The sequence below is a fragment of the Bordetella genomosp. 12 genome (genome assembly GCF_002261355.1).
Taxonomy (GTDB): domain Bacteria; phylum Pseudomonadota; class Gammaproteobacteria; order Burkholderiales; family Burkholderiaceae_B; genus Bordetella.
The window spans coordinates 374,077-400,668 of record NZ_NEVU01000002.1; the positions used below are offsets into that span (position 1 = coordinate 374,077).

Here is a 26,592-nt window from a genome sequence, read left to right on the forward strand (position 1 = left end):
GCCAGCTCAAGGGGAAACGGCCAAAAAAAAATCCCAATCGGTCAAGGTTGGGATTTCAGGTATTTGGTGGAGCCGGGGGGAATTGAACCCCCGTCCGCAAGCCCTCCACAGTCAGTTCTACATGCTTAGTCGATCTATTTGGATTTAACCCCGGACTTAGCCGATCAACGGGCCGGACCGAGGCGATTCACGTAATTTAAATCTGAGCCGTGTGACCCCAGCGCAGACCGATTCCTTGTGAATAACGTTGCTGTGGTTCGAGGGTTGCCCCCCTAGGAAGTTGCCTTCCTCCACCTGACCCAAGGACAGATCAGTGCAACGGCTCACCGCTTAAGCGGCGAGAGCGAAACGCTCGTCGTTGGCGTTTGTTTTGTTTCCAGTGGATTTACGAGCTTACTGGTGCTCGGCATGCCCTGAGCTGCTTCATGACCCACGTCGAATCCGGATCGGCCCCTAGGGAACTTCATATTGTACGTGAATTAGGTGCCGGGTGCCGGACTTCGAGTTGGGGCTAGGTTTGCGGTGTGGCCGGCGCGCCTACCGCGTCGTGGCTCAGCTCGCCGCTCCCTGACAGACCGTGGCGCGCGGCGGGTGCCGGCTCCGCAGCAGCAGCGTGAGGGCCAGCATCAGGGCGGCAAGCAGGATCAGGGCGGAAGCCCAACCCAGGGCATGCAGCCCCAGGTGGTCGATGACGTTGCCGCCCGCGACGGCACCCAGGCCGATGCCGATGTTGGCGCCAGAGATGTTCAGTGAAGCGGCAAACGCGGGTGCCTGCGGCGCGGATTTCATGACGCGGACGTGGCAGACGATGAACAGGGCGGCTTGGGCAATGCCCCAGGCGGCCAGCGTCAGCGCCAGGGATGTGGGGGCGCGCATGGCGAAGGTAAGCAAGGCCAGGCTGGCGGCCATGAGGGCAGTGAAGAGGGCCGTCGCGCCCAACGGGGTTTTGTCGGCTAGTCTGCCGCCCAGGCTGTTGCCCAGGATGCCGATCGCTCCGAATCCCATCATGCTCCAGCCCACGAGGCGCCCATCCAGGCCGGCCAACCGCTCCAGCATGTCGGCCAGGTAGGTGTAGGCGGTGAACATGCCCGTGAATACCAGGAGGGAGAGCAGTACATGGGCGAGCACGACGGGGTCGCGCACGATGCGCAGTTGGGCCGACAGGCGCAGGCCGTCACCGGATCTGCGCAACACCGGAAAGCGCCAGGTCAGCAGCAGGGCTTTGGCGAAGGACAGCCCGGCCAGCAAGGCAAAGGCCGCGCGCCATCCCAGCGCGTCGGAGATGAGTACGCCCAGCGGGATGCCGAACACGGTCGCCGCCACGATGCCGAAGGCCACCATGGAAATGGCGCGTCCTGCGTGAGCCGGCCCGACCAGTTCCACGGCCGTGGCGCTGGCCAGCGACCAGAAGACGGGCAAGGCCAGTGCCGGGACGAAGCGCGCGACGGCCATGATCCAGATATTGGGCGCGCAAGCGGCCAGGATGTTGGATAGCCCGAACAGGATCAGTACGCCGACGAAGAGGCGTTTGCGTTCGAGTCGGGCAGCCAACGCGGTGAGGAGGGGGCCGGTGCTCGCCACGGTAAAGGCGAACAGGGACACCAGCAGACCGGCCTGCGAAACCGTGACGTGCAGATCACGCGCCATGGGCGGCAGCAAGCCGATGATGAGGAATTCCGTGGTCAGGATGGTGAATCCTGCCGCGGACAGCAGCATGATGGGTAGAAGCATGGGTTTCTCGTTGCCGGCTGCCGCTCTGGGCGGTGGGCGGGGGGGGGGGGCGGTACAAAAGCGGGTAGGGCAGCTGGTGCTGGCTGCCGCCTGGGGCGCGAAGGGATGACGCTGAGGAGGCTATTGTCCGCCACCCGCGCGACGCGATAAAGGCGTGGGCGCCGCCAGGACTGGTTGATCAGGACGAACAATCGCCGGGTCGGGCATCGCAGGGGCGGGGCATGCCGGCGCGGGGGGCCGGCGCTTGCGCCATGGGCGCAAGCGGCCGTGCCGGGGATCAGGCCGGGTCGCGCGGCAGCAGCGGGCGAATGGCGTCCCAGAGGGCCAGCGGCGAGTCGACGCGGGCTTCGGCCTGCCACGCGGCAATGTCTTCGTCGGCATCGACATAGCCGTATGCCGCTGCGATGGCGGGCATGCCGGCGGCATGAGCGGACTGGATGTCGCGCAGGTCGTCGCCCACATAGACGCAACGGTGGGTCGGGAACCCCGCCTGTTCGGCAGCAAAGAGCAAGGGCAAGGGGTGGGGCTTGGCGTGCGCGGTGGTGTCGCCGCAAACCAGGACGGCGGTATCGCGCATCAGGCCCAGGTGCTCGACGATAGGCAGGGTCAGGTGGGTGACTTTGTTGGTGACGATGCCCCAGGCTAAGCCCTGGGCGCGGATGTGTTTGAGCAGATCGGCGATGCCGGGAAAGAGCTGGCTTTGCTGCGTGGAACCTTCTGCGTAGTCGGCGATGAACTGCAGGCGCGTGGCCTCGTAGTCTGCGTCGCCGGGCTTGAGGTCCAGGGCCACGCGCAGCAGGCCGCGCGCGCCTTGCGAGGCCACCGGGCGCAGCAACTCATAGGGCAGGGCTTGCAGTCCGCGGCGCGTGCGCTGCCGGTTGGCTGCCGCAGCTAGGTCGGGGGCGGTATCGGCCAGGGTGCCGTCGAAGTCAAACAGTATCAGCGCGCTCATTTGCGGGTTGCCATCAGGTAGTTGACCGAGGTGTTGGCCGACAGGGAGTAAATCTGCGTGATCGGGTTGTATTCCATGCCGCGCATGCCCGAGGGTGTCAGGCCTGCCTGGCGCGCGGACGTGGCCAGTTCGCTGGGCTTGATGAAGTGTTCGTAGCTGTGGGTGCCGCGCGGCAGCAGGCGCAGCAGATACTCGGCGCCCACGATGGCGAACAGGAAAGATTTGGGGTTGCGGTTCAGGGTCGAGAAGAACACCCAGCCGCCAGGTTTGACCAGCGCGGCGCAGGCGCGCACGACCGACGCGGGATCGGGGACGTGTTCGAGCATTTCCATGCAGGTCACGATGTCGTACTGGCCGGGTTGTTCGGCGGCGAGTTCCTCGACCGGCACGGCGCGATACTCGACTTTGACGCCGGATTCCAGGCCATGCAGGCGGGCGATCTTGAGGGATTTTTCCGCCAGGTCGATGCCGGTGACCTCGGCGCCTGCCTGCGCCATGGCTTCGGAGAGGATGCCGCCGCCGCAACCGACATCGAGCACCCGCCGCCCGCGCAGGCTGCCCGCTGCCTCCTGTATCCATTCCAGCCGCAGCGGGTTGATGGCGTGCAGGGGCTTGAACTCGCTTTCCGGATCCCACCAGCGCGCGGCCAGGGCACTGAATTTGTCCAATTCGGCCTGATCGACGTTGACGTTTGGGCGGGAAGAGGGGGCGGCTGTGGTCATGGGCGTGGGTAAAGGACGAAAAAAAGGGCCTCGCATTGCGAGGCCCTCATTGTAGCGGCTAGCGCTGCAATGTTTAGTTGCGACGGCTACCGACGATCTCGATTTCCACGCGACGGTTACGTGCGCGGCCTTCGGCGGTCTTGTTGGTCGCGATCGGCTGAGCTTCGCCCTTGCCTTCCGTGTAGATACGGTTCGGGTCGATGCCCTTGCTAACCAGGTAAGCCTTGACCGAAGCAGCGCGGCGGTCGGAGAGCTTCAGGTTGTAGGCTTCGGTACCGATCGAGTCGGTGTGGCCGACAGCGATGATGGTTTCCAGATCGATGGCCTTGGCTTGCTGGGCGACTTGGTCCAGCAGCTGGCGACCTTCCGGCTTCAGCACGGACTTGTCGAAGTCAAAGAACGTGTCAGCATTGAACACGACCTTGGCGGCCATGGGAGCGGGCTTTGCCTTTTGAGCGACCGGAACACCGTCGCAACCGGGGATGCCGGTAGCCGGGGTCCAGAACGCATCGCGCCAGCACAGTTCGTTCGTGCCGTTCTTCCAAACGTTGCCGAACGGATTGCGCCAGTTGTCCACCGTCTGAGCCGAGGCTACACCAGAGGCCGTGACAGCGGCGAAGGCAAGCGCCAGAGCGAATTTGGAGGGTTTGTTCATGTTTCTCCTCGTTGAGCTTGAAGCTGGATAAGTGACTCGCAGCGAACCCCCGCCGCATATCAGGAAAACGGGGCCAGTATAGCAACGCTCCGAACAGGTTCAAAGGGCCACCACTGGGTCTCCTGCGTGCTGGAAACAATCTTAAGGCATTTGGGGACCTTTGGCTCCCCTTAAGCCGACCCATTGGCTCAGGATATGACCATTTGGGCACCCGATGCAGAATTCATGTTGGTTTTTGACAACAGGGTTCGGCTGATGGCGCGGGTCGGGGCACACTTGTCGGCAGGCAAGCTTGGTCCGGTCCGCCGGGGGAGGTTTGCAATCGAATGATAGAATTTCCTGTTTACCCGGCCCGGGTTCCTCCTTACACACGATTCTGTCGCTATATATATGGATTCCTTTGCCAAGGAGACGCTTCCGGTATCGCTGGAAGAAGAGATGCGCCGCAGTTACCTCGATTACGCGATGAGCGTGATCGTCGGGCGGGCGCTTCCGGATGTGCGAGACGGCTTGAAGCCCGTGCACCGGCGCGTGCTTTACGCGATGCACGAGTTGAACAACGACTGGAATCGCGCCTACAAGAAGTCCGCCCGTATCGTGGGCGACGTCATCGGTAAGTACCACCCCCACGGCGACCAGTCCGTCTACGACACCATCGTCCGCATGGCGCAGGATTTCTCCATGCGCTACATGCTGGTCGACGGGCAGGGTAACTTCGGCTCGATCGACGGCGATAACGCCGCCGCGATGCGGTATACCGAAATCCGCCTGGCCAAGATCGCGCACGAGCTGCTCGCCGACATCGATCAGGAAACCGTCGATTTCGGGCCCAACTACGATGGCAGCGAGCAAGAGCCGCTGTTGCTGCCCTCGCGCCTGCCCAATCTGCTGGTCAACGGCAGTTCGGGTATCGCTGTGGGCATGGCGACCAACATCCCGCCGCACAACCTGGGCGAAGTGGTCGACGGCTGCCTGTATTGCCTGCGCAATCCTGAGTGCACCATCGACGATCTGCTGGAGATCATTCCGGCCCCGGATTTCCCCACGGGCGGCATTATCTACGGCATGGCCGGAGTGCGCGAAGGCTACCGCACCGGGCGCGGTCGCGTCATCATGCGCGCCAAGACCCACTTCGAAGACATGGAAAAGGGCAATCGTCAGGCCATCGTGGTCGACGCCATTCCTTACCAGGTCAACAAGAAGACGCTGCAGGAACGCATCGCCGAGCTGGTCAACGACAAGAAGATCGAAGGCATCTCGGATATCCGCGACGAGTCGGACAAGGACGGCATGCGCCTGGTCATCGAGCTCAAGCGCGGCGAAGTGCCCGAAGTGGTGCTGAACAATCTGTACAAAAACACGCAGCTGCAGGACACCTTCGGGATGAACCTGGTGGCGCTGGTCGATGGCCAGCCGCGCCTGCTCAACCTCAAGCAGCTGATCGATTACTTCCTGCAGCATCGCCGGGAAGTCGTCACGCGCCGCACGGTGTTCCAGCTGCGCAAGGCCCGCGAGCGCGGTCACGTGCTCGAAGGCCTGGCTGTCGCGCTGGCCAACATCGATGACTTCATCGCCATCATCAAGGCCGCGCCCACCCCGCCCGTGGCGCGCCAGGAATTGATGGCGCGCGCCTGGGATTCCTCGCTGGTGCGCGAGATGCTGGCACGGGCCGATGGCGGCGAGGTCATCGGCGGCCGCCACGCTTTCCGTCCGGACGATCTGCCTGACGGCTTCGGGCTGCAAGGCGATGGTCAGTACCGCCTGTCGGAGACGCAAGCCCAGGAAATCCTGAACATGCGCCTGCAACGCCTGACCGGGCTGGAGCAGGACAAGATCATTGGCGAGTACAAGGACGTGATGGACACCATCGCCGACCTGCTCGACATTCTGGCGCGTCCCGAGCGCATCACCACGATCATCAGCGAAGAGTTGCAGGCCATCAAGGCCGAGTTCTCCACCTCGGTCAAGGATGGCCGCCGCTCGGAGATCGAATTCAACGCGACCGAACTGGACACCGAAGATCTGATCACGCCCATGAACATGGTGGTGACCATGTCGCATGGCGGCTATATCAAGAGCCAGCCGTTGTCGGAGTACCGTTCGCAGAAGCGTGGCGGGCGTGGCAAGCAGGCTACCCAGATGAAGGAAAACGACTGGGTCGATCAGCTCTTCATTGCCAATACGCACGACTATCTGCTGTGCTTCTCCAACCGTGGGCGCGTCTATTGGCTCAAGGTCTGGGAAGTGCCGCAAGGCACGCGCAATTCGCGCGGCAAGCCCATCGTCAACATGTTCCCGCTGGCAGACGGCGAGAAGATCACCGTGGTGCTGCCGGTCAAGGAATTCAGCGAAGACCATTACGTCTTCATGGCGACCTCGCGCGGCACGGTCAAGAAGACCGCGCTGTCGGATTTCTCCAATCCGCGCAAGGCGGGCATCATTGCCGTCGACCTTGACGAGGGTGACTACCTGATCGGCGCCGACCTGACCGACGGCAAGCATGATGTCATGCTGTTCTCGGATGCGGGCAAGGCCGTGCGCTTCGACGAAAACGATGTGCGGCCCATGGGCCGCGCCGCGCGCGGTGTGCGGGGCATGATGCTCGAAGACAGCCAGACCGTGATTGCCTTGCTGGTGGCCGGTGACGAGAGCCAGAGCGTGCTGACCGCCACCGAAAACGGCTATGGCAAGCGCACCTCGATCAGCGAGTACACGCGCCACGGCCGTGGCACCAAGGGCATGATCGCCATCCACACGAGCTCGCGCAATGGCAAGGTCGTCGGTGCCGTGCTGGTCAACCCGAGCGACGAAATCATGCTGATCACTACGGGCGGCGTGCTGGTGCGCACCCGGGTGAGCGAAATTCGCGAGATGGGCCGTGCGACGCAGGGTGTGACGCTGATCAGCGTCGACGACGGCAGCTCGCTGTCGGGTGTGCGCCGCGTGGTTGAAAGCGATGCCGACGATGACGAGTCCGAAGGCGAGGGCGACGGCGACGAAGGCACGATCGATTCGACTGAAGAACCTACGGAGTAAGCAAGAGATGGCGCGCCCCTGGAATTTCTCGGCCGGACCGTCGGTCCTGCCCGAGGTGGTGTTGCAGCAGGCTGCGGCCGAGATGCTGGATTGGCATGGCAGCGGCATGTCGGTGATGGAAATGAGTCACCGCGGCCGGCAGTTCGTGCAGATCTGCGACGAGGCCGAGGCCGACCTGCGCGAACTCATGAATCTGCCGGCCGATTACGCCGTCATGTTCATGCAGGGCGGCGGGCTGGGTGAGAACGCCATCGTTCCCATGAACCTCATCGGCCGGCGCGGTGTGCCGGCGGCGGATTTCGTGGTGACGGGTCATTGGTCGACGCGCTCGCACAAAGAAGCAGGCCGTTACGGCGATGCCCGCATCGCCGCCAGCAGCGGCGTGGCGGCCGAGATCGGCGGGCGCGAGCAGCGTCCGTTTACCTGGGTGCCGCCGGCGCAGAGCTGGCAGGTGCGTCCCGAGGCGGCCTATCTGCACCTGTGCAGCAACGAAACCATCGGCGGGGTCGAATTCACCGACTGGCCGGATCTGGCCGAGTTGGGTGCGCCTGATGTGCCGCTGGTGGTCGACGCCTCTTCGCACTTTCTGTCGCGCCCGCTGGACGTGACCCGCGCCGGCCTGTTGTTTGCCGGCGCCCAGAAAAACGCGGGTCCGGCTGGCGTGACGGTAGTCATCGCCCGCCGGGATCTGTTGGGCAAGGCCTTGTCGATCTGCCCCTCGGCGTTTGATTACGCCAACGTGGCCGCCGAGCACTCGCGCTACAACACGCCGCCGACCTTCGCGATCTATGTCGCGGGCCTGGTCTACAAATGGGTCAAGGCGCAGGGCGGGGTAGAGGGCCTGGAAGCGGCCAACAAGGCCAAGGCCGATCTGCTTTACGGTTATCTGGACGCCAGCGAGTTTTACCGCAACCCGGTCGAGCCGTCGGTGCGCTCGCGCATGAATGTGCCCTTCGTGTTGCGCGATGAGTCGCTCAACGACGCTTTCTTGCAGGGTGCCGAGGCCGCGGGCCTGCTGGCGCTCAAGGGTCACAAGAGTGTGGGCGGTATGCGCGCCTCCATCTATAACGCCATGCCGCTGGCGGGCGTGCAGGCCTTGGTCGACTACCTCAAGGAATTCGAGCGTCGCTATGGATGATTCCTTGCAGGCCAAGCTTCGGCCGCTGCGCGATCGCATCGACGCCATCGACAGCCAGATTCTCGATCTGCTGTGCCAGCGTGCCCGTACTGCCCAGGAAGTCGGCGAGGTCAAGCACGCGGCCCATGCCGATGGTCCCGTCCTGCGTCCCGAGCGCGAGGCCGAGGTCATCCGCGGCCTGCAGCAGCGCAACGCCGGCCCGTTTCCGGGCGCGGCGGTCGCTGCCGTCTGGACCGAGATCATGTCGGCCTGTCGCGGTCTGGAGCGCGGCATGACGGTCGCCTACCTGGGGCCGCAAGGCTCGTTTTCGGAGCAGGCCGCGCTCGAGCAGTTCGGCCACTCGGTCACGCAACTGCCTTGTGCGTCCTTCGATGAGGTCTTCCGTGCCGTCGAGGGCGGCCAGGCCGATGCCGGCATCGTGCCGGTCGAGAATTCGACCGAAGGTGCGGTCAATCGCAATCTCGACCTGTTGCTGCACACGCCGCTGAAGATCATGGGCGAGCGTTCCCTGCTCATCCGCCATTGCCTGATGACGCAGTCGGGCAGCATGGATGGGGTCACGACGATTTCCGCGCATCCGCAAGCGCTGGCGCAGTGTCAGGGCTGGCTCAACCGCCACTATCCCGACCTGAAGCGCGTGGCCGCGGCCAGCAACTCGGAAGCCGCGCGCGTGGCCGCCGGCGACCCGACGGTCGCGGCGATCGCCGGCGAGGTCGCCGGCCCGGCCTGGAATCTGGCCGTCGTGGCCGCGGGCATCCAGGACGACGCTCAGAACCGTACGCGTTTCGTGGCGATCGGCCGGATCGAACCCTTGCCCAGCGGGCAAGACAAGACCAGCCTCATTCTGGCGGTACCCAACCGCGCTGGCGCTGTCTACGACATGCTGGCGCCGCTGGCCGTCAACGGCGTGTCCATGACGCGCTTTGAGTCGCGGCCGGCGCGTACCGGGCAGTGGGAGTACTACTTCTACCTCGATTGCCTGGGGCATCAAAAAGACACCAATGTGGTCAAGGCTTTCGCCGCCCTGGCGCAGCAGGCCGCATTTTTCAAGATTCTTGGCTCCTATCCGGCGCAGTGAAGGCCGGCCCCGCTGTCATCATGACCCAAGTCAACAAAACCCTCCTGGCGCCGGCGCACGTCGGCGCCATCGCCCCGTATCAGGCCGGCAAGCCCATCGAAGAGTTGGCGCGCGAGTTCGGCCTGGATCCGGCCGGCATCGTCAAACTGGCCTCCAACGAGAACCCCCTGGGCATGCCGGAGTCGGCGCGTCAGGCCATGCTGGCTGCCGCCAGTGCGCTGGCGCGCTACCCCGATCCCAACGGCTTCGATCTGAAGGCCGCCTTGGCGGCCCGTTACGGCGTACCGGCCAACTGGATCACCTTGGGCAATGGCTCGAACGACATCCTGGAGATCGTCGCGCTGGCCCTGCTGGAGCCGGGTGTGTCCGCCGTTTATGCTCAGCACTCGTTTGCGGTATATCGTCTGGCCACCCAGGCGCGCGGCGCGCGCCATATCGTGGTGCCGGCCAAGGACTATGGGCATGATCTGGAGGCGATGTTCGCCGCGATAGACGGCGACACGCGTGTCGTCTTCATCGCCAACCCGAACAACCCCACCGGCACTTTTGCTCCCGCACAGGCCATCGAGCGCTTTCTGGAGCAGGTCGCCCAGGCGCACGGCGAGCGCGTGACGGTGGTGTTGGACGAGGCCTATAACGAGTATCTCGATCCTGAGCACCGCTTCGACAGCGTCGCGCTGGTGCGCCGTTTTCCCAATCTCATCGTGTCGCGCACCTTCTCCAAGGCCTATGGGCTGGCGGGATTGCGGGTAGGCTTCGCCGTGGCGCAGCCGGCGCTGACCGATCTGCTCAATCGTGTGCGTCAGCCGTTTAACGTCAATACGCTGGCGCAGGCGGCGGCGGTGGCCGCGCTGGCCGACACGGCCTACCTCGAGCGCGCCTACGAGGCCAACCGGGCGGGCAAGGCCCAGCTCGTCAAGGCGTTCGAGGTGCTCAAGCTGCGCCACGTTCCCAGCTACGGCAATTTCGTGCTGGTGCATGTGGGCGATGCCGCACGCATCAATCTCGAATTGCTCAAGCGCGGCGTGATCGTGCGCCCGGTCGCGGGTGACGGCTTGCCCGAGTGGCTGCGCGTCTCCATCGGCCTGCCGTCGGAGAACGAGCGCTTCATTGCCGCGCTGACCGAGATCCTGGCGGCATGAGCGGCGGGCTAGCCCCGCAAGCGAGCCCGGCCATCCCGGTGCTGGCGGTGGTCGGTGTGGGCTTGATCGGCGGCTCTTTCGCGGCGGCCCTGCGTCAGGCCGGCCAGGTGGGGCAGGTGCTCGGCGTCGGCCGCAATCCGGAGTCGTTGGCCGAGGCGCAGGCGCTGGGCCTGATCGATGAGATCGCCAGCCCAGAGGCAGCCGCTGCCCGGTCTGATCTCATTATGTTGGCCACGCCGGTTGGCAGTGTGGGCCCCATGCTGGCGCGCATGCGTGCGCATCTGGCGCCGCAGTGCCTGCTCACCGATGGCGGCAGTACCAAGGCCGAGGTCGCCGAAGCCGCGTATGCCGCGCTGGGCGATCGCGTGGCGGCGTTTGTGCCCGGGCATCCCATCGCGGGCGCCGAGCGCACGGGCCCGCAGGCGGCCGATGCGCGGCTCTACCAGGGCCGCAACGTGGTGCTGACCCCGTTGCCCGAAAATTCCGCCTCTGCCGTGGCGCGAGTGCGCGCCGCCTGGCAAGCCTGCGGCGCGCGCGTGCTGGAAATGCCCCCCCGCGAGCACGATCAGGTGCTGGCGTCAGTCAGTCATCTGCCGCACTTTCTGGCCGCCGCTTATATGGCTCAGGTATGCGAGGCGGACGACGCGGCCACGCGGCTGGCACTGGCCGGCTCGGGTTTCCGCGATTTCACGCGCATCGCGGCTGGCTCGCCCGAAATGTGGCGCGACATTTTCCTGTCCAACCGGGCCGCCATGCTGACCGAACTGGCGGCATTGCGCGCCGTCCTGGACCGAACCGAAGCTGCTCTGGCGGCCGGCGACGGCGCGAGTCTGCAGCAATGGCTGCAAGATGCGGCCGCCTCCCGGCGCGCCTGGGGCAAGGAGTCTGCCTGATGAATGCCCAGGCCTATCTGGATCTGCCTGCAGCCCGCCATGCCCGCGGCGTGATGGCCTTGCCGGGATCCAAGAGTATTTCTAACCGCGTGCTGCTGATCTCCGCGCTGGCCGAAGGCCGCACCGAGATATCCGGGCTGCTCGATTCCGACGATACCCGCGTCATGCTGGCCGCCTTGCGGCAATTGGGTGTGGCCGTGACCGATCTGGGGCAAGGGCAGGTCGCCGTCGAGGGTTGCCGCCGCTTTCCCGTGCAGCAGGCCGACCTCTTTCTGGGCAACGCGGGAACGGCATTCCGGCCGTTGACCGCCGCCTTGGCGCTCATGGGCGGGGATTACCGGCTCTCGGGCGTGCCGCGCATGCACGAGCGGCCCATCGGTGACCTGGTCGATGCATTGCGCGGCTGGGGGGCTCGGATCGACTATCTTGGGCAGGAAGGTTATCCGCCCTTGCATCTTGGCCGGGGCCAGGCGCAAGCCGACACCGTACGGGTGCAGGGTTCGGTGTCGAGCCAGTTCCTGACCGCTTTGCTCATGGCCGCGCCGATCGAGGCCGGTGCCAGCGGCCGCACGATCACCATCGAAGTCATCGGCGAGTTGATCTCCAAGCCTTATATCGAGATCACGCTCAACCTCATGGCGCGTTACGGTGTGACCGTGCGCCGCGACGGCTGGCGTGCCTTCACGATAGATGGCGCTGCGCGCTACCGCAGTCCGGGGCGTATCGCGGTCGAGGGCGATGCCTCCACGGCATCCTACTTTCTGGCGTTGGGCGTATTGGGCGGCGGCCCGGTGCGTGTGACCGGCGTGGGCGAACACAGCATTCAAGGTGATGTCGCCTTCGCCGACACGCTGGCCGCCATGGGGGCCGATATTTCCTGGGGCCCCGACTGGATCGAGGCCCGGGGTCGGGCCGTGGCCGATGGTGGACGGATCAAGGCCTTTGATGCCGACTTCAATCTGATCCCCGATGCGGCCATGACCGCCGCGGCCATGGCGCTGTTTGCCGATGGGCCCTGCCGGTTGCGCAATATCGGCAGCTGGCGTGTCAAAGAAACCGACCGCATCCACGCCATGCAGACCGAGCTGGCCAAATTAGGCGCCACGGTCGACAATGGCTCGGACTGGCTGACGGTCACGCCGCCGGCGCCGGGGCAATGGCGCGATGCCCACATCGGCACCTGGGATGACCACCGCATGGCCATGTGTTTCTCGCTGGCCGCCTTCGGGCCGGCGGCGGTGCGCATCCTGGATCCGGGTTGCGTGAGCAAGACTTTCCCCAATTATTTCGACGTTTACGCCAGCCTGATCAGCGCTTGAGCCCCCACGGACATTCCATGCTTTCCGATTCTGCCGGCCAGGTGCCGGTCATCACCATCGACGGCCCCACGGCGTCCGGCAAGGGCACGATCGCTCACCGGGTAGCCAAGGCCCTGGGATTCGCCGTGCTCGACAGCGGCGCCCTGTACCGCCTGACCGCCCTGGCGGCGCTGAATGCCGGCGTGCAGCCGCAGGACGAGCCCGCCGTGGCGCAGGTGGCCCAGTCCCTGGATGTGCGTTTCGACGGCCCCCATGTCTATCTCAAGGGGGAGGAAGTCGGCCATGAAATCCGCCAGGAAGCGGTGGGCAACTATGCCTCGCGCGTGGCGGCGTATCCGGCCGTGCGGCAGGCGCTGCTCGAGCGTCAGCGGGCCTTCCGCAAGCTCCCTGGGCTGGTGGCCGACGGCCGCGATATGGGCACGGTGGTGTTTCCCGATGCGTCCCTGAAGATCTTCCTGATTGCCGATGTTGAGGCCCGGGCGCAGAGGCGCTATAAGCAGTTGATCGATAAGGGAATTTCTGCTAACCTAGCCGACCTCTTACGAGATATGCGCGAGCGCGATGCGCGCGACACGCAACGGGCAGTGGCGCCATTGGCGCCGGCAGCAGACGCCCAGGTGCTGGATTCATCCGGCCTTACCGTCGAACAAACGGTGCAGGCCGTACTCGAGCACTGGCAGGGCAGCCGGGTGTTGCGTTAGCGGCCCAGGCCCGATCTGGTTTGTGATGCAGTACGCGGTGCTCTTCGGGGCGCCGTTTTCTGGCCCTGACGGCCATGTGTACGTTCCCACGGGGCACCCCGCAAGAGCGGCGCAACCGGCAGGTCTTTTGACTCCACTGCGGCGGGCAAGCCGTTGCGGTGTGTATCAACGGCCAATTTTGGCTAAATGGACTATTAACCTAATGTCTTCCGTTTCCACTCCCGCCTTCGGCGGCGAAAGCTTTGCCGACCTGTTTGCCGAGAGCCTCAAAAGCCAGGACATGAAGTCCGGCGAGGTCATCAGCGCTGAAGTCGTTCGCGTCGACCACAATTTCGTGGTTGTGAACGCCGGCCTGAAGTCCGAGGCGCTGATCCCCCTGGAAGAGTTCTTGAACGACCAGGGCGAGCTCGAAGTACAACCCGGCGATTTCGTCTCCGTGGCGATCGATTCGCTGGAAAACGGCTACGGCGACACCATCCTGTCGCGTGACCGCGCCAAGCGCCTGTCGGCCTGGCTGCAACTGGAAAAGGCCCTGGAAAATGGCGAGCTGGTCACCGGCACCATCACGGGCAAGGTCAAGGGCGGCCTGACCGTCATGACCAACGGCATCCGCGCCTTCCTGCCGGGTTCGCTGGTCGATCTGCGTCCGGTCAAGGACACCACCCCCTACGAGGGCAAGACCCTCGAGTTCAAGGTCATCAAGCTCGACCGCAAGCGCAACAACGTCGTGCTGTCGCGCCGCCAAGTGCTGGAAGCCAGCATGGGCGAAGAGCGCCAGAAGCTGCTCGAAACCCTGCACGAAGGTGCCGTGGTCAAGGGCGTGGTCAAGAACATCACCGATTACGGCGCGTTCGTGGACCTGGGCGGTATCGACGGCCTGCTGCACATCACCGACATGGCCTGGCGCCGTGTGCGTCACCCCTCCGAAGTCCTGCAAGTGGGTCAGGAAGTCGAAGCCAAGGTCCTCAAGTTCGATCAAGAAAAGAGCCGCGTGTCGCTGGGCGTCAAGCAGCTGGGCGAAGATCCGTGGGTGGGTCTGGCTCGCCGCTACCCGCAAGGCACCCGTCTGTTCGGCAAGGTGACCAACCTGACCGACTACGGCGCCTTCGTTGAAGTCGAAGCCGGCATCGAAGGTCTGGTGCACGTCTCCGAAATGGATTGGACCAACAAGAACGTCGATCCGCGCAAGGTTGTCACCCTGGGCGAAGAAGTCGAAGTCATGGTTCTCGAGATCGACGAAGATCGTCGCCGTATCTCGCTGGGCATGAAGCAATGCCGTCAGAATCCGTGGGAAGAGTTCGCCACGAACTTCAAGCGCGGCGACAAGGTCCGTGGCGCCATCAAGTCGATCACCGACTTCGGCGTGTTCGTGGGTCTGCCCGGCGGCATCGATGGTCTGGTTCACCTGTCCGACTTGTCGTGGACGGAAACCGGCGAAGAAGCCGTTCGCAACTTCAAGAAGGGCGACGAGCTCGAAGCCGTGGTTCTGGGCATCGACACCGAGAAGGAACGCATCTCGCTGGGTATCAAGCAGCTGGAAGGCGACCCCTTCAACAACTTCGTTGCCACGTATGACAAGGGCGCTGTGGTCCCCGGCACGATCAAGTCGGTCGAGCCCAAGGGTGCTGTCGTGACCCTGTCGGTCGATGTCGAAGGCTACCTGCGCGCTTCCGAGATCTCCTCGGGCCGTGTCGAAGACGCCACCACCGTCCTGACCGCCGGTACCAACGTCGAAGCCATGATCATCAACATCGACCGCAAGGCGCGTTCGATCCAGTTGTCGATCAAGGCTCGCGATAACGCCGAGACCGCTGAAACCATCCAGCGCATGTCCGAAGCCAGCGCCTCGTCGGGTACGACCAACCTGGGCGCGCTGCTCAAGGCCAAGCTGGACCAACAGCGCAACGACGGTTGACGTGACCAAGTCGGAGCTGATCGCCGCTCTGGCGGCCCGCTATCCCCAGCTGGCCGCCCGCGACACCGATTACGCGGTCAAGACCGTGCTTGATGCCATGACCCAGGCCCTGGCCTCGGGTCAGCGCATCGAAATTCGTGGTTTTGGCAGTTTTTCGCTGTCGCAGCGGTCTCCGCGCGTGGGGCGCAACCCCAAGTCGGGCGAGCAGGTGCTGGTACCGGGCAAGCAGGTACCGCATTTCAAGGCCGGCAAGGAATTGCGTGAGCGCGTGGATCTGACTGGTAACGAACCGGGTGGCGATTCCTCCCATGAATCGTCCGACCCCCTGCAGTCCGTGATGGACATGCATGCCATGCATTGACCTCACTGCGTGGTCGTCGCGACGCAAAGCCCCTTGATGTATTTCAAGGGGCTTTGTTTTTGTCGCCGCCCGGGGGCGTGATCCCGACAAAAGGCTGCCGTTGCCTACTGATTCGGTCCGGCTTGCGCTTACAATTGATCGTCTTATATCTCTGGAGCATGCGCCATGCGCTACCTCGTCTGGGCCCTGCGATTGCTCGTCTTCATCGCCGTGTTGATGTTCGCGCTCAAGAACACCGACCCGGTGGCGGTCAAGTTCTACGCGGACTACGTGGTTCAGGACGTGCCGCTGATCGTGGTCATGCTGGTGGCATTCGTGCTCGGCACGGTCTTCGGTCTGCTGCTGACGGTGCCGGCCTCGATGCGCCGCCGTCGCGAGGCGCAGCGCCTGCGCCGCGAACTCGAGCGCCTGCAAGCCGCCGTCAATGGCCACCAACCTGTCGTCGCGCCCGAAGCGGTCGCGCCGATGTCGCCGCTGTAATGCGGCTTTATCGTTTGCATTGCAAGAGTCTGAACCGTGGACTTTGAACCCTGGTGGCTGATTTTCGTGCCCGTGCTGTTTGCGCTGGGCTGGTTGGCGGCGCGTTTTGATTTCCGGCAGATGCTGCGCGAGACGCGCACCTTGCCGGATTCCTATTTCCGCGGCCTGAATTTTCTGCTCAATGAACAGCCCGACCGGGCCATCGACGCCTTTGTCGAGGTGGCCAAGCTGGATCCCGAAACGACCGAGCTGCACTTCGCGCTGGGCAGCCTGTTTCGCCGGCGTGGCGAGATGGAGCGCGCCATCCGGGTGCATCAAAGCTTGTTGAGCCGCTCCGACCTGCCGCAGGCCGAGCGCGAGCATGCCCAGCACGAACTGGCTCAGGATTTCCTCAAGGCCGGCATGCTGGATCGCGCCGAAGCCGCTTTCGAGCAGCTCAAGGACACCGATACGCGCTATGCGTTGCCGGCACTGCGTTCGCTGATCCGCATCTACGAGTCCGAGCACGACTGGCCGCGCGCCATCGAAGCCGTCAAGACCTTGCATGGCCTGGTCGACGAGCCGGTGCCGCAACTCGTGCATTACTACTGCGAACAGGCTCAGGGTGCGCTGTCGGCCAAGCCGGCCGATATCGAGGCCGCGCTGACGGCCTTGGACGCGGCCGATCATGCCGTTGAGGTTGCCGGGCGCGGGGAAAGCTTAAGCCATGGCTCGCAGGTTCGGACGTCCTTGCTGCGTGCGCGCCTGGCCGGGCTGGAGAACGATAGCAAGCGCGAACGCATGTATTTGGAGAGCATTCTGGCCGATGCGCCGGAATATGCCGGGCTGGTGGCCGAGCAATTGCTGGCCAACTACCGGCAGGCCGGCGAGGCCGTGCAGGGCCTGGAGCACCTGCGGGCGCAGTATGAGCGCCATGCCTCGCTCGATCTGTTCAATGTGGTGTTTCGCGAGTTGCGCGCCCAGCAGGGCAGCGAGACCGCCTGGGCGTTTGCCCGTGCGGCATTGCGCCACCATCCCTCCTTGCTCGGCCTGGACCGCCTGCTCGAGGCCGAGCTGAGCGCGCAGCCGGCGGGCGAAGCGCACAGCAGCCCCGTGCCCGGCGCGGATCTGAGCCTGTTGCGCACCCTGATCCACAAGCATACGCAGCGGCTGGACCGCTATGCCTGCCGCAGTTGCGGGTTCCAGGCGCGCCGGTTCTATTGGCAGTGCCCCGGCTGCAATGCCTGGGAAACCTATACCCCGCGTCGTTTGGAAGAACTTGAATGATGTCTTTTCCCGCTCAAGCCCTCGCGCGTGCCCGCGTGCTCGTGGTTGGCGATGTCATGCTGGACCGATATTGGTTTGGTGAGGTCGAGCGTATTTCGCCCGAGGCGCCCGTGCCCGTGGTGCGCGTGGCGCGCCGCGAAGACCGGCTGGGCGGCGCGGCCAACGTCGCGCGCAATATCGCCGCGCTCGGTGCGCACGCCACGCTCATCGGCGTGGTGGGCGCCGACGAAGCGGGCGACCGCATCGCCGCGCTGGCCGCGGAGGCCGGCGTACGCACCGATCTGGTGGCCGACGCGGGAGGCCACACCACGCTCAAGATGCGCGTGCTCGGCCGCCAACAGCAACTGTTGCGCGTGGATTTCGAAGAAGCGCCGGCCGCGGGCACGCTCGATGGCGTGGACCACGCGCTCGCACGTGAACTTTCCGCTTGCGATGTGCTGGTGCTGTCGGATTATGCCAAGGGCGCGCTCACGCGGGTGCAGGCCATGATCGCGCAGGCCCGCGCGCGCAATATCCCGGTGCTGGTCGACCCCAAGGGCGATGACTACTCGCTGTATCGCGGCGCTACCCTGGTCACGCCCAACCGTTCTGAAATGCAGCAGGCCGTCGGCCGCTGGAGCAACGAGTCTCAACTGACCGACCGGGCGCAGGCGCTGCGGGCCGAGCTGGACCTGGAGGCCTTGCTGGTGACGCGCTCGGAGCAAGGCATGACGCTGTTCACGCAGGATGGCCGCGAGCACGTGGATGCGCAGGCACACGAGGTATTTGATGTATCAGGCGCCGGCGACACCGTGCTGGCCACCTTGGCCGTCATGCGCGCCGCGGGCCTGCCATGGGTGGATGCCATGCGCTGGGCCAACCGCGCCGGCGGCATCGTCGTCGGCAAGCTGGGCACGTCGATCGTGACCGGCGCTGAACTCGCAGGAGAAGCAATATGATCATTGTCACCGGCGCGGCCGGATTCATCGGCAGCAATCTGGTGCGCGGACTCAACCGCCGCGGCATCCATGACATCATCGCCGTCGACGATCTGACGCAGGGCGATAAATTCCTCAACCTGGTCGACTGCAAGATTGCCGACTACATGCATCATGAAGAGGTCCGCGAGCTGTTGCGTGCCGGCAAGTTGCCGCGTTTGCGCGCGGTGCTGCATCAGGGGGCATGCTCGGACACCACCGAGCGCAATGGCCGCTACATGATGGACAACAACTATCGCGTCACGCTGGAGTGGTTCGAGTACTGCCAGGCGCAGCGCGTGCCCTTACTGTATGCGTCCTCGGCGGCGGTGTATGGCGCCTCTACCGTCTACGTCGAGGATCCGGCCAACGAGGGGCCGCTGAACGTCTACGGTTACTCCAAGCTGCTGTTTGACCAGGTCTTGCGCACGCGCATGGGAAAACTGGCCTCGCAAGTCGTCGGTTTGCGCTATTTCAATGTGTACGGGCCGCATGAGCAGCACAAAGGCCGCATGGCCTCGGTGGCTTTTCACAACATGAATCAGTTCCTGGCGGAAGGGCATGTGCGCCTGTTCGCGGGCTGGGATGGTTACCCCGACGGTGGCCAGAGCCGCGACTTCATCTCGGTGCAGGATGTGGTGGACGTCAATCTGCATTTTCTGGACAACCCGCAGATCTCGGGCATCTTCAATTGCGGCACCGGGCGCGCCCAACCGTTTAACGACGTGGCCGCTGCCGTGGTGAACAGCCTGCGGGCGGAAAAGGGCGAGGCTGCCTTGCCCTTGGAGGCCCTGGTCCGCGACGGGCTGATTCGCTATATCCCTTTCCCCGATGATCTGAAGGGGCGCTATCAGAGCTTTACGCAGGCCAACGTGGACAATCTGCGCGCGGCGGGCTTTACGGCGCCGATGCGGGATGTGCAGACGGGCGTGAGCGAATACGTGAGCTATTGGCGGTCGCGCAAGTAACGCACGGATTTGTACGCTGCGTTAAAAGACCGAACTGACGGGCCCCGCGTGGGCCCGTCGGCGCATGCTGGAGCTCCTGGCGGCGATCGCCGTCTTTCATCGGGAGTGTTCCATGCGTTTCTTTCCTGCTTGCCTGCCTGGCCGTCTGCTGGCCGCGGCCCTGCTGCTCAGCCCCGCGGCCCCTGCGGCAGCTCTGGATCTCAATAGCGCCACAGCGGCGCAGTTGCGCGAACTCAAGGGCTTGGGGCCGCGCAGCGCCGAACTCATTGTGCACGAGCGCGAAAGGGGCGGCCCTTACCGGTCATTGGAAGACCTGAGCGATCGTGTGCGTGGCATTGGCGCGCGCAAGGCGGCCAGCCTGGCTGAAGCCGGCCTGACGGTCGGTAAGGCAGCGCCCGCGCCGCCGGCCGCGCCCGCCAAGGCGCCCGCCACCGTTCGGCGTCCCTGATTCCCTGCCTCAAACGCGGGTTTGGCCGCCAGGGCAGGAGCAGGGCGGTTATGATCGGCGCATGAACGCCATCACCTACCCCACCGTCGAACAAACCGTCGGCAATACGCCGCTGGTCCGCCTGCAACGTATCCCTGGCGATCTCGGCCAGGCCCGCGGCAATGTCATTCTCGCCAAACTGGAGGGCAACAATCCTGCCGGTTCCGTGAAGGACCGGCCCGCTTTGTCCATGATCCTGCGCGCCGAAGAGCGCGGAGAGATCGCGCCTGGCGATACCCTGATCGAGGCGACCAGCGGCAATACCGGCATTGCGCTGGCCATGACGGCCGCCATGCGTGGCTATCGCATGATCCTCATCATGCCGGATAATCTTTCGGTGGAGCGCCGCGCCGCCATGACGGCCTACGGGGCCGAGCTCATCCTCACCCCGGCCGACAAGGGCGGCATGGAGTATGCCCGCGATCTGGCCACCGCCATGCAATCCGAGGGCAAGGGCAAGGTGCTGGATCAGTTCGCCAATCCGGACAACCCGCGCGCGCACATCGAGGGAACCGGCCCGGAAATCTGGACCCAGACCCAAGGCCAAGTGACGCACTTCGTCAGCGCCATGGGCACGACGGGCACCATCATGGGGGTGTCCACCTATCTGAAGTCGCGTAATCCGGCCGTGCAGGTCGTGGGTGCGCAGCCGGCCGAGGGCTCGCAGATTCCGGGCATCCGCAAATGGCCTGAAGCCTATCTGCCGCAGATTTTTGATCGCTCGCTGGTCGACGCTTACGAGTCCATCGGCCAGACCGACGCCGAGACCATGGCGCGCCGCCTGGCTGCCGAGGAAGGCATTTTTGGCGGGATTTCGTCAGCGGGCGCCCTGGTGGCGGCATTGCGCGTGGCCGCCCGGGTCGAGAACGCCACCATCGTCTTCATCGTCTGTGACCGGGGCGATCGCTATTTGTCCACGGGCGTCTTCAACTGACCGCAATTTGCGCCAGCCAGGCGTACAAGCCTGCGAGCCCGTCGGGTTCGCAGGCGCTTTCATGGCTCAGCGGCGGCCGACGCGCGACTGCAACTCAGCGGCCAGGTCGGCGACCGCCGTGGCGTAGAAGTAGCTGCGGTTGTACTGGGTGATGACGAAGAAGTTGGCGGTGGCTGTGCGGTATTGCGCGGTGCCACGGGCCTCTTCGGCCAGATCCACCACGCCCATCGGGCTGGACTGCCAGCTGCCGGCCGCAGCACCCGGTGCCATCCTGGCCCCGGCTTGTTGCAAGCCAGCCCAGTCCAGCTTGGGTGTCAGCCCGCCATCGACCAGAGCGGACGGGTCGGCCGGCAGCACGACCGGCGCGAAGACAGGCAGGCCGCGCTGCCAGCCATGTTTCTGCAAAAAGTTACCCACGGACATCACGGCGTCGGGCACGCTGTGCGCCAGGTCGATATGCCCATCGTCGTCGCCGTCGACGGCGTAGTTGGCGATGCTGGTGGGCATGAATTGCGGCATGCCGATGGCGCCGGCGAAGGAGCCTTGCGTGTCGGGCTCGAGCTTGCCCTGCAGGGTGAGGGTGATGAAGTCGGCCAATTGCTTGCGGAACATCTCCACGCGTTCGGGCTTGACGGGCTCCGGGTAGTCGAACGCCAAGGTGGCCAGGGCATCGATGACCCGGAAATTACCCATGTTGCGGCCATACAGGGTTTCAACGCCGATGATGGACACGATGATGGAAGCCGGCACACCGTACTGCTGGGCGGCGCGGTCGATGACGGCGCGATGTTCGTTCCAGAATTCGACGCCCCAGCCGATGCGCTTGGGCTCGATGAAGCGCGAGCGGTAGGTGTTCCAGCTGCGCCAAACCTTGCGGCCGGGCACCGAGGGGGCGATGAGGCGGGCCACCGTGCTGCTGTAGCGGGAATCCGACAGCATGCTCAACACCGGATCCAGCGGCAGCGCACGTTCGGCCGCCAGCGTCTCGGCGAAGCTGCGCACTTCGGGCCGCAGCTTGCCTGCCGGGGTGAGGGTGGCGGACGGCTCGGCGGATGGGTTGGCTGATCCGATCCGAATGGCCTGGGGTTTACCCTGGCTGGCCGCGGCCGTAGGGGCGGATGCATGGGGTTGGGAGGAGGGGGAGGCACAGCCTCCCAGCAAGGCTGCGGCAAAGCCGATTTGCAGGAAACGCCGGGTGATGAACATAATCTTCCCTATGGAGACCATGTATCTTACCCACCCGTCGTGCAAGCTGCATGAAATGGGCAGCTGGCACCCTGAAAGTCCGCAGAGGCTGGATGCCATATCCGATCAGCTGCTGGCCAGCGGCCTGATGCCTTATCTGGGCGAAAAACAGGCGCCGGCAGCCACGCGCGAGGACATCTTGCGCGTGCATAGCGCCTATCACCTTGATCGCCTGCGCGGTCTGTCGCCCGAGCATGGCTATGTCGAGATCGACCCCGACACCCTGATGAATCCTCACACCCTGCAAGCCGCCTATCATGCGGCCGGCGCAGGGATCGCGGCCGTCGATGCCGTGATGTCGGGCGAGGCCACCACGGCCTTCTGCGCCGTGCGACCGCCTGGCCACCATGCGGAGCACAGCCGCGCCCTGGGGTTTTGCTTTTTCAACAACGTGGCTATTGCAGCGCAACATGCCATGCACAAGCATGGCCTGACGCGTATCGCCATCATCGACTTCGACGTCCACCACGGCAATGGCACCGAGGAGGCCTTTGCCGGTGATGAGCGTGTGCTGATGTGCAGCTTCTTTCAGCATCCTTTTTTTCCCAATAGCGGCTTCGAGCACCCGGCGGACAATATGTTGAATGTGCCCGTCGAGGCCTATTCAACGGGTGCGGCGGTGCGGGACATCGTGCGCCAGCAGTGGCTGCCGCGCCTGCAGGCGCACGCGCCGCAACTGATACTGATCTCGGCCGGCTTCGACGCGCACCGGGAAGACGACATGGCGCAGATGGGGTTGGTGGAGGCCGATTACGCCTGGATCACCGACCAATTGGTGGCCGTGGCCGATGAGCATGCGCAGGGACGGATTGTCAGCACGCTGGAAGGGGGTTACAACCTGTCCGCCTTGGGTCGTAGTGTGGTTGCTCACATCAGATCGCTGTCTAAGTTGTAGAATCAAGAAAAAATTGTGCAATGCAATCCCCGGCAATCCGCCGGGTAATTATTGTCTGGAGGCTGCTGGATGAAGGTATTGGTACCCGTCAAGCGCGTCGTTGACTACAACGTCAAGGTGCGCGTCAAGTCCGATCAAACCGGGGTGGACATCGCCAATGTGAAGATGTCGATGAACCCTTTTGACGAAATCGCCGTCGAAGAGGCCACGCGCCTGAAAGAGAAGGGCAGCGTCGCCGAAGTCATCGCCGTGTCTTGCGGCGCCGCCCAGTGCCAGGAAACGTTGCGCACGGCCATGGCCATCGGCGCGGATCGTGGCGTATTGGTGCAGACCGATGCCGAACTGCAGCCGCTGGCCGTCGCCAAGATGCTCAAGGCGCTGGTGGACAAGGAAGCGCCGCAACTGGTGATCCTGGGTAAGCAGGCCATCGACGATGACGCCAACCAGACTGGCCAGATGCTCGCCGCGCTGCTGGACTGGCCGCAAGCCACGTTCGCCAGCAAGGTTGAACTGGGCGAGGGCAAGGTCACCGTCACGCGTGAAGTCGACGGCGGCCTGGAAACGCTGACGCTCAAGCTGCCGGCCATCGTGACGACCGATCTGCGCCTGAACGAGCCGCGCTATGTGACCTTGCCCAACATCATGAAGGCCAAGAAAAAGCCCTTGGACACGGTCACGCCTCAGGATCTGGGGGTGGACCCCGCGCCGCGCCTGAAGACCTTGAAGGTCAGCGAACCGCCCGCCCGCAAGGCCGGCATCAAGGTCGCCGACGTGGCTGCGCTGGTGGACAAACTCAAGAATGAAGCGAAGGTGATCTAACAATGACGACGCTTGTTATTGCCGAACACGACAACGCCCAGTTGAAGGGCGCGACCCTCAATACCATCGCCGCGGCTGCCAAGCTGGGTGGCGAGGTGCACGTCCTGGTGGCGGGCAGCAACGCCCGCGCCGTGGCCGAGCAGGCCGCCGCGGCCGCCGGTGTGAGCAAAGTGCTGCTGGCCGATGCGCCGCAACTGGCCGATGGCCTGGCCGAGAACCTGGCTGCCCAGGTGCTGGCCGTGGCGTCTGCCTATAGCCACATTCTGTTCCCGGCGACGGCCTCGGGCAAAAACGTCGCTCCGCGCGTGGCTGCCAAGCTGGATGTCGCTCAGATCTCCGACATCATCGGCGTGGAATCCGCCGACACCTTCCAGCGCCCCATCTACGCGGGCAATGCCATCGCCACCGTGCAATCCGGCGATGCAGTCAAGGTGATCACCGTGCGCACCACCGGCTTTGACGCCGTGGCCGCCACGGGAGGCTCGGCTGCCATCGAAGACGCCGCCGCCGTGGCCGACTCGGGTCTGTCGAGCTTCGTGGGCCGCGAAGTCGCCAAGAGCGACCGCCCCGAACTGGCAGGCGCGCGCGTGGTGGTCTCGGGCGGCCGTGGTCTGGGCAGCGCCGAGAACTTCAAGATCCTGGATCCGCTGGCCGACAAGCTGGGCGCGGCGTTGGGCGCTTCGCGCGCCGCCGTGGACGCGGGCTATGCGCCCAACGACTGGCAGGTCGGGCAGACCGGCAAGATCGTGGCGCCGCAGCTCTACGTGGCCGTGGGCATCTCCGGTGCCATCCAGCATCTGGCTGGCATGAAGGACTCCAAGGTCATCGTGGCGATCAACAAGGACCCCGAGGCACCTATTTTCGGCGTGGCCGATTATGGTCTGGTGGGCGATTTGTTCCAGGTCGTCCCGGAGCTGGCCGGCGCGCTGTAATACGCCGACGCTGTCCGTCAAAACCGCGGCACCCGGGCCGCGGTTTTTTTTCGTCCGGCCAAGCCGCCGGGCTGGCGCTTTGGTTTTCTCCCCAATTCTGATAATGTCCTTTGCGCACAGCAGGTCGGAAACACCGCGATGGAGATTCGTGATGGGAAGTACGAGCTCGGCAAGTGAATTGGCAAGTCAATTGGCAAATGAGCGAGCGGGGGCGTGCAAATGACCTGCTCCGTGGGTTTTTTCGAATCCGTGCCCATCGCCATTATTTTCATTGCGGTCGGCCTGGGGCACCTCATCGGCAGGCTCCGGCTCGGTCCGGTGGCGCTGGGCGGCGTGTGCGGCACGCTGATCGTGGCGATGCTGCTGGGCCAGACGGGCTGCAAGGTCGACGGCCCGGTGCGCGAGATTGCCTTCGTGCTGTTCATCTTCGCCATGGGCTATTCCGGCGGCCCGGGCTTCTTCGCCAATCTGAATCGATCCAGCCTGCGCTTCATGGTGCTGCCTTTCATCGAGGTCGTGCTGGTGCTGGTGATTTCCCTGGCGGCGGCAAGCATTTTCGGGTTCGACGCGGGCACCACGGCCGGCCTGGCCGCCGGTTCGGCGACCGAGTCCGCGGTCGTGGGCACGGCCTCGGAAGCTCTGCGCCATCTGGGGCTGTCTGCCGAGGAAGTGCAGGTCCAGGAAGCGAATATCGCCACGGCCTATACGCTGACTTATCTGGTGGGCACGATCAGTATCGTGTTGTTCACCAGCCAGGTTGCGCCGCTGTTGTTGCGCATCAATCTGCGTCAGGCTTGCAAGGATCTGGAGGCCAAGCTGGGCGGGGTGCCCGATGACGAAGACGGCAGCCTGCCGGCGCTGCCGCGGCTGGTGGGCCGCGCTCATATCGTGCGTGAAGCCGAAGGCAAGACCGTGCTGGAGGTCGAGCAGGCGCTGGCGGGACGCACGGTGGTCACCAGCCTGTTGCGCGATGGGGAGTCGCTGACGCCCACGCCGGAGGAGGTGCTGCAATCGGGTGACATCCTGGTGATCGTGGGCCTGCGCTTGTATGCCTTGCGCGGCGACGATGTCATTGGCCCGGAAATCCAGGTGCCGGCCGCGCATGCCGATGCGCTCAATCTGCAGGAACGGCAGGTCGTCGTCAGCCGCAAGCGCGTCAATGGCCGCACGCTGGCCCATCTGGCGCAGACGCCCAAGGCCCGTGCGGCCCGCGGCGTCTTTCTGCAGGGCATCGAGCGCAGCGGGCATACCATTCCCATGACGCCTTCGACGGTGCTGATGTATGGGGATGTGGTCAAGCTGGTGGGTACCGACCCCAACCTGAGCGACGCCGTCACGCATCTTGGCAATGAACTACGCCGGGACGGCACGACCGATCTGGTGTTCATGTGCGCCGGTATTCTGGTCGGCTTGGTCATCGGCAGCCTGATGGTCACCGTGGCGGGTCTGCCGCTGTCGCTGGGCAGCGGCGGTGGCGCCCTGGTCAGCGGCCTGATCTGCGGCTGGATTTCGGCCAAGCGCCCCTCGCTGGGCCATATTCCGCCTGCCGCCTTGAGCCTGCTGAAAGAACTGGGGTTGGGGATTTTTATTGCCTGCGTCGGCTTGTCTGCCGGCCCCGAGGCGATTACTCTTTTGAAGCAGCATGGCCTGGTTCTGCCGATCGTGGGTCTGGCGGTATCGCTCGGGCCCGCATGCGCATCGCTGTGGATCGGCCATAAATTCCTCAAGATCGAGGGGCCGCTGTTGCTTGGCGCCATCGCGGGCCAGCACGTGAGCACCCCCACCCTCAGCGCGGTGATTGCCCAGGCGGGCAGTTCGGTGCCCATTCTGGGCTATACCGTCACCTATGCCATCGCCAATGTGCTGCTGCCTGTGCTGGGGCCGCTGATCGTGGCGCTGGCCTATCGTCTGGGCTAAACAGCCCCGAGCTGAAAAACGGGCGGCGCGAGCCGCCCGATTGTTTATAG

At 64.6% G+C, this 26,592-nt stretch carries 24 protein-coding genes and 1 other RNA gene; 19 read left to right on the plus strand and 6 right to left on the minus strand.

Annotation, left to right across the window (positions count from 1 at the left end; genetic code table 11):
- Positions 1-64: 64 nt before the first annotated feature.
- From ssrA to ompA, 5 genes are all read right to left on the minus strand, one after another.
- Positions 65-454, minus strand: a transfer-messenger RNA (tmRNA) gene (gene ssrA / locus CAL22_RS07090).
- Between the two features lie 98 nt (positions 455-552).
- Positions 553-1,731, minus strand: coding sequence for an MFS transporter (locus CAL22_RS07095; protein ID WP_094811750.1), 1,179 nt, complete (start codon positions 1,729-1,731; stop codon positions 553-555).
- Positions 1,732-2,008: 277 nt separating this feature from the next.
- Complete coding sequence (locus CAL22_RS07100; RefSeq protein WP_094811752.1) at positions 2,009-2,683, minus strand: HAD-IA family hydrolase; 675 nt, start codon at positions 2,681-2,683, stop codon at positions 2,009-2,011.
- Positions 2,680-3,405, minus strand: coding sequence for a bifunctional 2-polyprenyl-6-hydroxyphenol methylase/3-demethylubiquinol 3-O-methyltransferase UbiG (gene ubiG / locus CAL22_RS07105; protein ID WP_094811754.1), 726 nt, complete (start codon positions 3,403-3,405; stop codon positions 2,680-2,682). The genes CAL22_RS07100 and ubiG overlap by 4 nt, the downstream gene beginning before the upstream one ends.
- Positions 3,406-3,478: 73 nt before the next feature.
- Positions 3,479-4,060: an outer membrane protein OmpA gene (gene ompA, locus CAL22_RS07110; RefSeq protein ID WP_094811756.1), complete on the minus strand. Its 582-nt coding sequence runs from the start codon at positions 4,058-4,060 to the stop codon at positions 3,479-3,481.
- A gap of 390 nt (positions 4,061-4,450) precedes the next feature.
- On the opposite strand from ompA, the gene gyrA reads away from it, so the two are divergent.
- The 15 genes from gyrA to cysM all read left to right on the plus strand — a co-directional run bounded on the left by gyrA (position 4,451) and on the right by cysM (position 20,734).
- On the plus strand, positions 4,451-7,096 hold the full coding sequence (gyrA, locus tag CAL22_RS07115) for a DNA gyrase subunit A (protein ID WP_094811758.1): 2,646 nt from the start codon (positions 4,451-4,453) through the stop codon (positions 7,094-7,096).
- Between the two features lie 7 nt (positions 7,097-7,103).
- Complete coding sequence (gene serC, locus CAL22_RS07120; RefSeq protein ID WP_094811760.1) at positions 7,104-8,234, plus strand: 3-phosphoserine/phosphohydroxythreonine transaminase; 1,131 nt, start codon at positions 7,104-7,106, stop codon at positions 8,232-8,234.
- The gene (gene pheA, locus CAL22_RS07125) at positions 8,227-9,312 is read left to right on the plus strand and encodes a prephenate dehydratase (protein ID WP_094811762.1); all 1,086 of its coding nucleotides are present in this window, start codon (positions 8,227-8,229) and stop codon (positions 9,310-9,312) included. Before serC ends, pheA begins: the two co-directional genes overlap by 8 nt.
- 20 nt (positions 9,313-9,332) lie before the next feature.
- A complete protein-coding gene (gene hisC / locus CAL22_RS07130) occupies positions 9,333-10,454 on the plus strand; it encodes a histidinol-phosphate transaminase (protein ID WP_094813488.1) in 1,122 nt (373 codons plus the stop codon).
- Positions 10,451-11,347 (plus strand): prephenate dehydrogenase, encoded by an 897-nt coding sequence (locus tag CAL22_RS07135; RefSeq protein ID WP_094811764.1) that lies wholly within the window; start codon positions 10,451-10,453, stop codon positions 11,345-11,347. The genes hisC and CAL22_RS07135 overlap by 4 nt, the downstream gene beginning before the upstream one ends.
- The gene (gene aroA / locus CAL22_RS07140) at positions 11,347-12,666 is read left to right on the plus strand and encodes a 3-phosphoshikimate 1-carboxyvinyltransferase (RefSeq protein ID WP_094811766.1); all 1,320 of its coding nucleotides are present in this window, start codon (positions 11,347-11,349) and stop codon (positions 12,664-12,666) included. The genes CAL22_RS07135 and aroA overlap by 1 nt, the downstream gene beginning before the upstream one ends.
- Before the next feature lie 17 nt (positions 12,667-12,683).
- Positions 12,684-13,367 carry a (d)CMP kinase gene (cmk, locus tag CAL22_RS07145; RefSeq protein ID WP_094811768.1) on the plus strand — a complete coding sequence of 228 codons (684 nt, stop codon included), beginning with the start codon at positions 12,684-12,686 and terminating at the stop codon, positions 13,365-13,367.
- 202 nt (positions 13,368-13,569) lie between these two features.
- Positions 13,570-15,282 carry a 30S ribosomal protein S1 gene (gene rpsA, locus CAL22_RS07150; protein ID WP_094811770.1) on the plus strand — a complete coding sequence of 571 codons (1,713 nt, stop codon included), beginning with the start codon at positions 13,570-13,572 and terminating at the stop codon, positions 15,280-15,282.
- A gap of 1 nt (position 15,283) precedes the next feature.
- Entirely contained in the window at positions 15,284-15,643 is a 360-nt protein-coding gene (locus CAL22_RS07155; protein ID WP_005012438.1) for an integration host factor subunit beta, read from the plus strand.
- 165 nt (positions 15,644-15,808) lie between these two features.
- Positions 15,809-16,123: a LapA family protein gene (locus CAL22_RS07160; protein WP_094811773.1), complete on the plus strand. Its 315-nt coding sequence runs from the start codon at positions 15,809-15,811 to the stop codon at positions 16,121-16,123.
- A 36-nt stretch (positions 16,124-16,159) separates the two neighbouring features.
- The gene (gene lapB / locus CAL22_RS07165) at positions 16,160-17,389 is read left to right on the plus strand and encodes a lipopolysaccharide assembly protein LapB (RefSeq protein ID WP_094811775.1); all 1,230 of its coding nucleotides are present in this window, start codon (positions 16,160-16,162) and stop codon (positions 17,387-17,389) included.
- On the plus strand, positions 17,386-18,327 hold the full coding sequence (gene rfaE1 / locus CAL22_RS07170) for a D-glycero-beta-D-manno-heptose-7-phosphate kinase (protein ID WP_094811777.1): 942 nt from the start codon (positions 17,386-17,388) through the stop codon (positions 18,325-18,327). Before lapB ends, rfaE1 begins: the two co-directional genes overlap by 4 nt.
- Positions 18,324-19,313 carry an ADP-glyceromanno-heptose 6-epimerase gene (gene rfaD, locus CAL22_RS07175; protein WP_094811780.1) on the plus strand — a complete coding sequence of 330 codons (990 nt, stop codon included), beginning with the start codon at positions 18,324-18,326 and terminating at the stop codon, positions 19,311-19,313. Before rfaE1 ends, rfaD begins: the two co-directional genes overlap by 4 nt.
- A 112-nt stretch (positions 19,314-19,425) precedes the next feature.
- Positions 19,426-19,761, plus strand: coding sequence for a ComEA family DNA-binding protein (locus CAL22_RS07180; RefSeq protein ID WP_244193806.1), 336 nt, complete (start codon positions 19,426-19,428; stop codon positions 19,759-19,761).
- 61 nt (positions 19,762-19,822) lie between these two features.
- Positions 19,823-20,734 carry a cysteine synthase CysM gene (gene cysM / locus CAL22_RS07185; RefSeq protein ID WP_094811782.1) on the plus strand — a complete coding sequence of 304 codons (912 nt, stop codon included), beginning with the start codon at positions 19,823-19,825 and terminating at the stop codon, positions 20,732-20,734.
- Positions 20,735-20,800: 66 nt separating this feature from the next.
- On the opposite strand, the gene mltB is transcribed toward cysM, so the two are convergent.
- Positions 20,801-21,940: a lytic murein transglycosylase B gene (gene mltB, locus CAL22_RS07190; protein WP_094811784.1), complete on the minus strand. Its 1,140-nt coding sequence runs from the start codon at positions 21,938-21,940 to the stop codon at positions 20,801-20,803.
- 19 nt (positions 21,941-21,959) lie between these two features.
- Between mltB and CAL22_RS07195 the strand changes: the two genes are divergently transcribed.
- The 4 genes from CAL22_RS07195 (at position 21,960) to aspT (ending at position 26,542) form a co-directional block, all read left to right on the plus strand.
- Positions 21,960-22,874: a histone deacetylase family protein gene (locus CAL22_RS07195; protein ID WP_094813492.1), complete on the plus strand. Its 915-nt coding sequence runs from the start codon at positions 21,960-21,962 to the stop codon at positions 22,872-22,874.
- Between the two features lie 69 nt (positions 22,875-22,943).
- Positions 22,944-23,693 (plus strand): electron transfer flavoprotein subunit beta/FixA family protein, encoded by a 750-nt coding sequence (locus CAL22_RS07200; RefSeq protein ID WP_094811787.1) that lies wholly within the window; start codon positions 22,944-22,946, stop codon positions 23,691-23,693.
- Positions 23,694-23,695: 2 nt separating this feature from the next.
- A complete protein-coding gene (locus CAL22_RS07205) occupies positions 23,696-24,625 on the plus strand; it encodes an electron transfer flavoprotein subunit alpha/FixB family protein (RefSeq protein ID WP_094811789.1) in 930 nt (309 codons plus the stop codon).
- Positions 24,626-24,844: 219 nt separating this feature from the next.
- Positions 24,845-26,542: an aspartate-alanine antiporter gene (gene aspT, locus CAL22_RS07210; protein WP_094811791.1), complete on the plus strand. Its 1,698-nt coding sequence runs from the start codon at positions 24,845-24,847 to the stop codon at positions 26,540-26,542.
- Positions 26,543-26,592 lie beyond the last annotated feature (50 nt).